The organism is Methanomassiliicoccales archaeon, assembly GCA_026394395.1.
GTDB lineage: Archaea > Thermoplasmatota > Thermoplasmata > Methanomassiliicoccales > UBA472 > UBA472.
This window is the reverse complement of the sequence record JAPKYK010000001.1, coordinates 230,381-240,334: the sequence shown is the minus strand read 5'-3', so window position 1 is coordinate 240,334 and position 9,954 is coordinate 230,381. Positions and strand designations below refer to the sequence as shown.

The 9,954-nt window shown below is 60.0% G+C and carries 12 protein-coding genes; 8 read left to right on the top strand and 4 right to left on the bottom strand.

The window, feature by feature from the left end; translation table 11 throughout:
• The first annotated feature begins 47 nt into the window (after positions 1-47).
• From NT131_01265 to NT131_01235, 7 genes are all read left to right on the top strand, one after another.
• A complete protein-coding gene (locus NT131_01265; GenBank protein ID MCX6650279.1) occupies positions 48-758 on the top strand; it encodes a hypothetical protein in 711 nt (236 codons plus the stop codon).
• A gap of 48 nt (positions 759-806) precedes the next feature.
• Complete coding sequence (locus NT131_01260) at positions 807-1,349, top strand: THUMP domain-containing protein (GenBank protein MCX6650278.1); 543 nt, start codon at positions 807-809, stop codon at positions 1,347-1,349.
• 231 nt (positions 1,350-1,580) lie between these two features.
• A complete protein-coding gene (locus NT131_01255) occupies positions 1,581-1,799 on the top strand; it encodes a hypothetical protein (GenBank protein MCX6650277.1) in 219 nt (72 codons plus the stop codon).
• 121 nt (positions 1,800-1,920) lie between these two features.
• A complete protein-coding gene (locus tag NT131_01250; GenBank protein ID MCX6650276.1) occupies positions 1,921-3,210 on the top strand; it encodes a glutamate-5-semialdehyde dehydrogenase in 1,290 nt (429 codons plus the stop codon).
• Positions 3,207-4,298: a glutamate 5-kinase gene (gene proB / locus NT131_01245; protein ID MCX6650275.1), complete on the top strand. Its 1,092-nt coding sequence runs from the start codon at positions 3,207-3,209 to the stop codon at positions 4,296-4,298. Before NT131_01250 ends, proB begins: the two co-directional genes overlap by 4 nt.
• Positions 4,299-4,367: 69 nt before the next feature.
• The gene (locus tag NT131_01240) at positions 4,368-5,528 is read left to right on the top strand and encodes a hypothetical protein (protein ID MCX6650274.1); all 1,161 of its coding nucleotides are present in this window, start codon (positions 4,368-4,370) and stop codon (positions 5,526-5,528) included.
• Positions 5,525-5,800, top strand: a complete 276-nt coding sequence (locus tag NT131_01235; GenBank protein MCX6650273.1) for a hypothetical protein — start codon at positions 5,525-5,527, stop codon at positions 5,798-5,800. Before NT131_01240 ends, NT131_01235 begins: the two co-directional genes overlap by 4 nt.
• A gap of 29 nt (positions 5,801-5,829) precedes the next feature.
• Here the strand turns inward: NT131_01235 and NT131_01230 are convergent, their stop codons facing one another.
• The 4 genes from NT131_01230 to NT131_01215 all read right to left on the bottom strand — a co-directional run bounded on the left by NT131_01230 (position 5,830) and on the right by NT131_01215 (position 9,005).
• Positions 5,830-6,891 carry a HAMP domain-containing sensor histidine kinase gene (locus NT131_01230; GenBank protein MCX6650272.1) on the bottom strand — a complete coding sequence of 354 codons (1,062 nt, stop codon included), beginning with the start codon at positions 6,889-6,891 and terminating at the stop codon, positions 5,830-5,832.
• Positions 6,892-7,017: 126 nt separating this feature from the next.
• The gene (locus NT131_01225) at positions 7,018-7,239 is read right to left on the bottom strand and encodes a hypothetical protein (protein MCX6650271.1); all 222 of its coding nucleotides are present in this window, start codon (positions 7,237-7,239) and stop codon (positions 7,018-7,020) included.
• A gap of 155 nt (positions 7,240-7,394) precedes the next feature.
• Complete coding sequence (locus NT131_01220; GenBank protein ID MCX6650270.1) at positions 7,395-8,507, bottom strand: hypothetical protein; 1,113 nt, start codon at positions 8,505-8,507, stop codon at positions 7,395-7,397.
• A 93-nt stretch (positions 8,508-8,600) separates the two neighbouring features.
• Positions 8,601-9,005: an archease gene (locus tag NT131_01215; GenBank protein MCX6650269.1), complete on the bottom strand. Its 405-nt coding sequence runs from the start codon at positions 9,003-9,005 to the stop codon at positions 8,601-8,603.
• Between NT131_01215 and NT131_01210 the strand changes: the two genes are divergently transcribed.
• On the top strand, positions 9,004-9,951 hold the full coding sequence (locus tag NT131_01210) for an aspartate dehydrogenase (protein MCX6650268.1): 948 nt from the start codon (positions 9,004-9,006) through the stop codon (positions 9,949-9,951). The genes NT131_01215 and NT131_01210 overlap by 2 nt on opposite strands.
• The last annotated feature ends 3 nt before the right edge of the window (positions 9,952-9,954 follow it).

The window sequence follows — 9,954 nt, the reverse complement described above, 5'->3', positions numbered from 1 at the left end:
AAAAGAACATTGACCTATTAGGGGCATAACGGCTCCGGAGAGGGCCGATGAACGGGACGGAGAAACGGAACCTTGCGGACAGGCTGATATTCGACCATATCAGCCAATCCCAGGTCACCGTGGAGTTCTTCTACGGGCTGTTGATGGCCATGGCCCTGAGCAACACCCTGCGCCTGGCGCTATTGGGGCAGCCGGCGGAGGAGATCGCCTTCGTGGTCACCGTGGCCATTCTGGGATGCAACACCGCCTGGGGCTTCGCCGACGGCGCCGTCAACATGCTCACCTCCCACTACGAGAAGGTCTATTTTTACAGGAAGGTCAAGGAGATCAAGGACGGCAAGGACCACGAGGCCTCCCGGGAATTGGCCGTGGAGGTGCTGACGGAAGCACTGACGGAGCTGCAGGAGGACATGCTAGACGAGGATACCTGGCAGCGCATGGCCGACGTGGCCATCCAGGCCATCAAGAAGAAGGAGATCGTGAGGCCCACCCTGGAACGTTCCCAGTGGCTGGCCGCGGTCTGGTGCGTGCTGCTGAACCTGGCGGCCGCCACTCCCTTCGTTCTGATCTACCAATTGGCACCTACCATCGACCTCAACCTGGTGACCTTCATGGCCAACGTCACCGGCGCCATCCTGCTGTTCCTCCTGGGCCGGTTCCTGGAAAGAAAGGTGGGCAGCGGCGGCCTACGGTCCGGCCTGGTCATGGCGGGGGTGGGCATGCTGATGCTGCTAATCATAGTCGCTTTGGGCGGCTGAGGGCAAGTTATTTGAGCGCGCATGCGCAAATGTAATCAGGGTGTTTGCATGCTTGCCTACAACCTCCTGGTGACCTTTCACGGCAATCAGAGGGGTCACGCCGAACAAGAGATCATGGAACGGATGAAGGACCTGGGCGTCTACGTGGAGAAGATAGACCTCTGCGAGGTGGAGGGCGTCTTCCTGCTGCAGGTCGGCGGTGACGCCAAGGTGCTGGTCGCTCAGCTCAAGCGCGTTTGTGATGAGAACCCATCGCAGTTCATCTATACGTACCACTGGGTGCCTATAGAGCGCTGGGTGCCGTCGAACAAGCGCGAGATAATCGACGCCGCCACCGAGCTGGGGCGGGGCATCGGAGAGGATGAGACCTGGATGATGCACCTGCACAAACGGCACTTCGAGGAGCACCACGACGACCTCATCGCCCAGCTGACCGGGCCGCTCAACCGCGGGCGAGTGAACCTGGAGGACCCGGACAAGATCGTGGCCGTGGAGATACTGGGAAGGAACACGGGCCTATCCCTGCTCAATCGCCACGAACTGCTAGACGTGAACAAGGTGCGCTTGGCCGCGGGGGCGGGCACAATCTAGTCATCTCCCTCGGACGTTCCCTGACCGTTCATAGCGTGAGCTTTATTCGATTTAACTGATTTATTTGACGAATGAGCTCGATTATTCGATTCCGACGGACAATTGCGCATTTCATTCGCATTTCGTTAGATAATAAGCTATTGAAGTATCACCCATATTATTAATTTTATTTACAATAATAGTATCCGGCGACCGCAATCCTTAATAAAGGGTAAAAAATCTCCCGGACTCATGGTATCCCCTCAAGTTGAGAAACTGTTCAGTGCGTTGATAAAGGCCGGAGTTACTTCCGAGGACAAGGCCATTAGCGCCGAGAAGGCCACCGCCCTGTCCAAGCTGCCCAAGGCCCAGTGCATGAATGCCATTCAGGAACTGAAGAAGGTTGGCGCCCTCAAAGATAAGAAGAAGAACAACGCCGTCGACTATTATCTGGTCAAAACTTCCCTTTGAGCGCACCCGGGGATGCCCCCGAAGCGCCCTTTCCTTACCTCTTTCCCCCCTGTTCTTTCATTCGATATGCGCCCTCCAAGACGAAAGGATTATGATTTCTTTCGCCATGCCATAGCCCGACATGGACGCGGTTGAGAGGGCAGCCAAGGACGCCAAGGAGGCGTCCTATCGCCTGCAGAGCCTGACCCAGGCGGTCAAGAACGAAGTGCTGGAGGAGATAGCCTCGGCGCTGCAGGAGCACGCCGGTTCGATCTTCAAGGCCAACGAGGCCGACCTGAAGGAGGCGGAGAAGGCCGGGCTGCCCAAGCCCATGGTCAAGCGCCTGCGCTACGACCAGGGAAAGATGGAGGAGTCCGTGGAGTCCCTGCGCTCCCTGATCAGACAGGAGGACCCCATCGGCAAGGTGGTCTCGCGCACCGAGCTGGACGATGGACTGGTCCTGGAAAAGGTAACTTGCCCTATAGGGGTCATCGGCGTGATATTCGAATCGCGCCCGGAGGCGCTGGTCCAGATATCATCGCTGTGCCTGAAGTCCGGTAACGCGGTCATACTGAAGGGCGGCTCCGAGGCCCATCGGACCAACGAGGCCTTGGCCAAGGTCATCGTCGATGCCGCATCGGACGTGGACGAGCGCTTCAAGGGAGCGGTGCAGCTTCTCTCCACTCGCGAGGAGATCAACAAGCTCCTGGCCCTGGACGAGCAGGTCGACCTGATCATCCCCCGCGGCTCCAACCAGCTGGTCAAGTTCATCCAATCCCACACCAAGATCCCGGTGCTGGGGCACTCCGAGGGCGTGTGCCACACCTATGTGGACCAGAGAGCGGACCTGGAAATGGCCCTGCGGGTGTGTTACGACGCCAAGGTCCAGTACCCGGCGGTGTGTAACGCCATGGAGACGTTGCTGGTGCACGAGAACGTCGCCCTGTCCTTCCTACCGGCCATGGCCGAGGCCTATCATCGGGCGGGCGTGGAGCTGAGGGGCGATGCGTCCGCGAGATGCATCGTGGAAATGAAGGAAGCTACGGAGGACGACTGGTCGGCGGAGTACAATGACCTGATACTTTCCATAAAGGTCGTCTCGTCCTTGGAGGAGGCTGTCGCCCACATCAACAAGTACGGGTCGCATCACACCGATGCCATAATCACCAGCGACGAGAGGGGTGCCAGGCGCTTCATGGACGAGGTTGATTCCTCATCCGTAATGTGGAACTGCTCTACGCGCTTTGCCGATGGCTACCGCTACGGCCTGGGGGCGGAGGTGGGCATCAGCACCAACAAGACCCACGCCCGCGGGCCGGTCGGACTGGAGGGGCTGACCATCTACAAGTATCGCCTCCTCGGCTCGGGACAGGCCGTGGCCGACTATTCCGGGGAGAACGCCAGGAAGTACACCCATAGGAAGATGCTATGAGGGACATCAAGGTCACCCGCGCGGTCATCAAGATCGGCACAAACACCATCTGCGGGGAGGACGGCAAGGTCGATGCGGCGTATCTGGACGGCATCGCCCGCCAGGTCCTGGAGCTGGAGAAGACGGGGGTACAGTCGATAATCGTCACGTCCGGAGCGATAGGTTCAGGCAGCAGCGAGCTCGGTCTGGACGACGTGCAGAAGGACATGGCCCACAAGCAGGCCTGCGCCGCCGTGGGCCAGGCGGTCCTCATGCTCACCTACCGAGAGGTGTTCGCCCGCCACGGGAGGTCCGTGGGGCAATTGCTGCTCACCTACAACGTCTTCTCCGACCGGAAGGTCTACCTCAACCTGCGCAAGACCGTGGACGCGCTGTTCAATCTGGGTGTCGTCCCCATCATCAACGAGAACGACGTGATATCCACGGACGAGATAGGCGGCACCTTCGGGGACAACGACAAGCTGTCGGCGCTGGTCGCCAGCAAGGTGGACGCCGACCTGCTCATCCTCCTCACGGACGTGGACGGCCTGTACGACCGCAATCCCGACACGGACAAGGACGCCCACTTCATCGACACGGTCGACGAGATCACCAAGGACATCGAGATGATGGGCGGAAGCGGGACCAGCGACCGGTCCAAGGGCGGGATGAAGAGTAAGATCAACGCGGCGCGCATCGCCATGGGCGCCGGCTGCAACACCATAATCGCCAACGGTCGGGAAAGGGATGTCATCCTGCGCCTGGTCCGCGGCGAAAAGCTAGGAACGCTGTTCTCCGCCAACGCTTTGTACACCAACCGGGAGCGCTGGATACTCTACGCCAGCCCACGCGGCAAGATAACCGTGGACGAGGGCGCGGAGAAGGCACTGAAGGATGGTGGGAGCCTGCTGCCCTGCGGCATTACCGCCGTCGAGGGGCGATTCAAGGAGGGCGACGTGGTGCGCATCGGCACATTCGCCAAGGGCGTGGTGAACTTCCCCTTCGGGGAGGTCATGCAGCTCAAGGCCAGCTGCGAGAAGAAGGGAAAAGAGAAGGTCCACAACGGCAGCGTGGTCATCGACCACTGCAACGTCGTTTTCCACGAGTGAGCCGAGCTTTCCAGGAACGTATCGGCGAGGAGTAACCTTTTACCGCTTCCCGCCACATTCTATCTCATCATGGAGGCTCGGGATCTATTCTCTAAATGGTGGTTCATAGCCCTGGTCTCATTGGCCGCTGGCGGTCTGGTATTCCTCCTTCTGCCCATGGTCCTGGACGTCCCATCCCGATCTATTGTGTGGTTGTATACGATGGTCGGTTCCGCATGGGCGATCGTCCTCACGTGCATAATCATGACCGCCGTCCCCTGGAGACCACTGGACGTCGAAGGGGAATTGGACCCGGTCAAGCTAGGTCAAGCGGGATATAAGGTGACCGTCGGGGGGAGCGATTTCGACCTGCGGGTGGCGAAGTACTCCGTCGCCCGGATAAGGATGCGCCATGGTCGGTTCTCGTACCGTTCCTTGCCCACCTCCACCGGGTTCTGGGCCGTGTTCCTGCTGAGCGTGTTCTCATACAGCGTCATATTGGCGTTCCCCTTCATGCTGTACATCTACGTCCAATGCCAGAAGGGCCTGGGAACGGTGGTCTCTATATTGAAGGACCTCCCACGTTCACCAGAGAAGAGCGTGGACGAGCTGGTGATGGACAGCATAACTTCGGCGTACATGCTGGCCAGGCAGGCAACTGACGATAGCAGGTCGAAATTTCACGATCACTGCCTCATACTGGTCACCATAGCCTTGGTGGGATTCGTCGTGCTCCTGATGATGAGCGTGCAATATCCAATCGATGCCAACGAGTTTGCTTGGAGATTGGGGGGCGGGACCGTCTCACTGATCGCCATCGCCATCACCGGCATGTTGGTGCTCAGGAGGCGGGCGAGAAGGACCGTGGAGAAGGACGAACGATGGACCAACGAATTGATGACCGTGATGAGGGGGTCGGTACCAGAAGGAGGGTCGGCGGTGGAGATGCTGCTCCGAGCCTGTTCGGAGGTCCCAAGATGGCTGAACGCCCATCGGAAGGGGATGTGGAATCGCAGACCCGCAATGACAATGTTGATCGTACTGATACTGGACCAGGGAGTGCTCTTTCTGATTAGAGGGTACGGTTTCGACCTGATACAACTGCTTGGCGGAGCCCTCATCGTCCTATGGATCATACTTCTGTTGGACCAGTATCGCCGTGGAAGGAAGGAATCTGATGAGCTGAAAGAGGACTGGCAAAGGAAGATGTCGGAGCTAGAGAGCGTCCTTGGCCTGGCGGGGAAGCGGTGAGGGGATTGGACCGGCCCGACCTCTACGTGGTGGCCAGGATGCTGGAGAGGCTGTGGCATGAGCCATCGCCGATGCTCAAGACCCGCCTGCAGACGGCCATTGGGACCAACTACGATGTGTTCAGTAAATACCTAGAGTGGATGATTGAAAAAGGACTGGTGATCCTGCGGGAAGAGGATGGTCATCAGAAGGTCGAGCTGACCGGGGAAGGCCGAGAATCGTACCGTAAATTGGTGCAGTGGATAAACGAGACGGTGCACGGAAAAAGGTAAGTGAAAGGGGGTTTTTTCATCACTCTGGATCAAGGTTCGACCGAGCGGAAGGTGAGCTCGAAACGGGCGCCCCCACGGGGGTCGTTGTCCGCCCGGATGCTCCCCCCGTAGCGGACCATGGTCCGCTTGACCAGGTAGAGGCCCAGGCCGGTGCCCTTGGACTCGCCGAAGGCCACGCCCTCCTGGAATATGCGGTCCAGCTGATCGACCGGCAGACCTTTCCCGTCGTCCCGCACGGCCAACACCACCTTTCCATCCTTCTTGATGATGACGAACTCCATGCCTTTGGCCTGGCCGTGCTTCTTGGCATTGCGCACCAGGTTCTCGATGACCGCCTTGAGCGCCGGGTCCGCCAGTATCTGAGCGTCCCCTTGCACCGTGTAGGGCATCTCCAGGGCGGGCAGCGTGGCGTTGATCACCTGGGTCAGGCTGGTGGCGGTCATCTCCCTGCGGGCCAGCAGGAAGCTGTCCAGGTCCCTCATCTGTGTGATTATGCTATGCATGCGCAGCAGGGACCCCTGGGCCCGCAGGAGGTCCCGCTCCCGGTTGTTCTGCCGGTAAAGGTCCAAGGAGGAGCTGATGACCAGCATCTCGTTGGCGATGTCGTGCCGCAGGATCTTGTTGGCCACGCCCAGGGATTCAGATAGCCGAGAGAACTGGTCCCGGGATTCGTTCAGCTCCTGCATATAGCGGATGTTGCTGAGGGACAGTTCCAAGGCGTCGGGCAGTGCCAGTATGAACGGCACGGCCTGGTCCAAGTCCCTCGGTTCCCGCACCCCGTCCACTATCAGCAGGCCGATGCGTCGCCCCCGGTTCTTCAAGGCCACGGCGAAACCCTTCTTGGAGGGCAGGAGCTTGATCATCTGGTCCGGAAGCAGGCGCGCCTCGGCGGTCCAGGGGCCGCTATCGCCCATGGCCGTGAACCCGCTTCGCTCCTCGGGGACGAAGCACACCCTTGCAGGTAGGAACATTCCGGCCACTGCGTCCATGACCGCGTGCAGCGCCGATTCGTTGTCCTCGGCCTTCTGCAGGGTGCGGAGCATGTCTAGGAATAGTCTGTCGTGATGATTGGCGGCCTCATTATCGCTCATGAGAACGTTTTCTCACAATCGTTTCAGGCTATTAAACCATTTCAAGCTTGTTATCCAGATTGATAATAAGGCCATTCCTATCGGCGATGCCCTAGTCCTGCTGGGAGCCCCTTACCGGCGTCCGGCTCAGTCCATCATATCGTTGAGCAGGTCGTGCACCAGCCAGACGTCGAGCGGCCCCACCAGCCCGTCCTGCTTCTTGGGTCCTTCGGTACCCAGGGGCAGTTTCTGGCTGACCCCCCGAGACGGCGGGTCGGCTCGTATAAGACTGCGGGTCACGCCTCCTAGCTGGTATTCCTCGAAGTAGTAGTCCAGCATTTCCGGGTCGGGAATTATGGAATCACCCACCCTCCTGTGCCGCGGGCGCGTGATGCGGAGAAAAAGCTTCGAGGTCATGTTTTGAGTCACATAGGCGTGCGTATTTTAACGTATCGCCCGACCTTGGACGTGCTTGTCGCCAGAGAGCCGAAAGGGGGTGCTCGGGACGACGGCCTCAGAGGAGGTCAGATCTTGGCCGCTCCCCGCACCTTCTCCCTGATCCTCAGGCTGGACCCCAACAGCTCCTGGATGTTGTCCTTGTTCACCCGGCGCACCTCGGGCAGCCCCTCGGGATACAAGTGGAAGCACTCCCGGAGCAGGTAATCGTGCACCAGACCGGAGCGGCGCAGGGAATCGTGACCCCAATCCTCCATCGCCTCTAGGACCCCGTCCCTCCCGGCGCGATAGAATATCTCGGCCAGCACGGAGGTGACGATGGTGTTCTCGGACATCACCGCCAGGTCCGCTTCCTGCAGGGCGTGGAGGTTGCCGTTGAACGACACGGCCAGACCGCCGCTGCGCCGCACCACCTGCAGCGCCCGGGCGTCGGTCACCCCATCGCCAACGTACATGCAGTCCTCCAGCGCCACGCTGAGGCGCTTGCATATCTCCACTACGGACGTCGCTTTCTCGTCCCCGCCCACCGGGTTGACCTGGGATATGAACTGGTGGGAGGACAGGTCGGTCATCTCGGTCCAGAATATTTCCTCTAGCCGGCGGACCAGCAGGCGGTCGTCCGGTTCCAGGTCGCGCACGTTGCGGGCGTTCCCCGGGACGTTGATGAGCGGCATGCGCACGATCTCCCGCGCCAGGTTGCGCAGGGTCTCCACCTCCCATTCCTCCACCTCGTACATGTCCATGTTCAGGCGGGTGCAGAAAGCGTTCTCGAAGGGGAACCCGATCTCCTCGCAGGCGGCTCCCACGTAATGCTCGTAGCTGGTGCTGACGATGAAGCTGGACATGAACTCCTGCACGTAGCGCATGGTCTTGCCCGCCCCTGGTACGACCTTCAATCCCTCTCGGGACAGTCGCAGCAGGGAGGAGTCGGTGGCCCCGTAGGCCTTGAGGAACGGAAGTATCAGGCGGAGGGTGTCCCCGGCCTTGATGCCGTCCTTGCGCACTACGTTGGCCAGCACGTCCTCGTAGCGGCTCAGGGCCTGGTACAGCCGCTCGCCGTTCTCCACCAGCTGGGAGGTGATCTCCAAGGCGTTGTCGTTGGCGGTGACCGGGCCTTGCAGGTCGGAGACGAATATCTTGCCCTCGAACGGCATGGCCTCGTCCATCATGTCGAACTCCATCGGTCGCTCTCCCGCCATCAACTTGCGGCGTGGGGCATAACGGAGGGTTTCCTTATTAAAATGCGCCTCGGATTCCTGAAAAGGGCCGTTCCTTCAGATGTCGAAGACCACGCGCACCGCCGGGGTGGCCGGCTCGATGGCCATCATGTGGTAGGTGATGGCCTTGACCTCCTTCTTGGGGCGATGCCTCTTGGCGTCGTAGGCCTCGCCCCAGGCTCGGCACACCACCTTGTCGCCATCGAAGCGCACGGTGAACTTGGAGAAGACCATGCCGGTGACGTCGAAGACGAACAGCAGCTCGGAGAGGAAGTTGTAGAGCATCGATTCGTGGTCGTGCCCCTCGGCGAGGATCTCCCGCTCCAACTTAGGGCGGACCTTGGAGACGTCCAGTATCTGGTCCGTAAGGGCGTAGGCGGCGTTGCCGAAGCACTCCTCGAGGTTGGCGCCATAGGCCTCCACCATGACGTCCGCGGTGTGCTCCAGGGTGCGATACCTCATGAGCCTTGCATGGGGGAACGGATTATTAACCAATCCCCTGGGACAGGTGACCGCCGCCAGCGCCAGCCATGACCGTCACTGGAGGGGGAGGGACAAGGTTATATCAGGGTTAGGCGATTATGCGCCGATGCGACTCCTAATCATCGGCAGCGGGGCCATCGGTACTACACTGGCTGAGGCCATCGAGGAAATGGAAGAGTTCGATATCTTCTACATAACGGACAAGAACCAGGAGAGGGCCAAGAAGATCACCAAGGAGTGCAAGAAGGGCAAGTTCATCTCCCCCACCGACGAGAGCATCAAGGCCCACCTGAAGAACGTCGACCTGGTGGTCGAAGCCGCCTCGCAGGACGCTGTAAAACATTACGTCCCCATCGTCCTGGGCATGGGCGTGGACGTGCTGGTCATGAGCGTGGGCGCCTTCGCTGACGACGAGACCAGGGAAAGGTGCTTCAACGTGGCCAAGCGCAAGGGCGGTCGTCTTTACGTACCTTCGGGAGCCATCTGCGGTACGGATGGGTTGCATTCCGCTTCCTCGGACGTCATAGACAGCGTGGAGCTCGTATCCACAAAGGGGCCCAAGAGCTTCCAGGACAATGCCTATCTGACATCGAAGGGCGTGGACGTCAACTCGCTCAAGCAGAAGACCATCCTTTTCGAGGGCTCGGCACGTGATGCCGTGGCCCATTTCCCCAAGAACGTCAACGTCTCCGCCACCATTTCCCTCATCGGCATCGGCCTGGACAAGACCAAGGTCAAGCTGGTGTGTGATCCCATTTCCGACTGCAACGCCCACCGTCTGGAGGTCAGGGGGGAGTTCGGTCACATCGTCTGCGAGACGGACAACGTGCCCTTCCCGTCCAACCCGGCGACCAGCTATCTGGCCGCGCTCTCGGCCATCGCCGCCATCAGGCGCATTGCCGGTAACGTTTGGATAGGCATCTGAGGT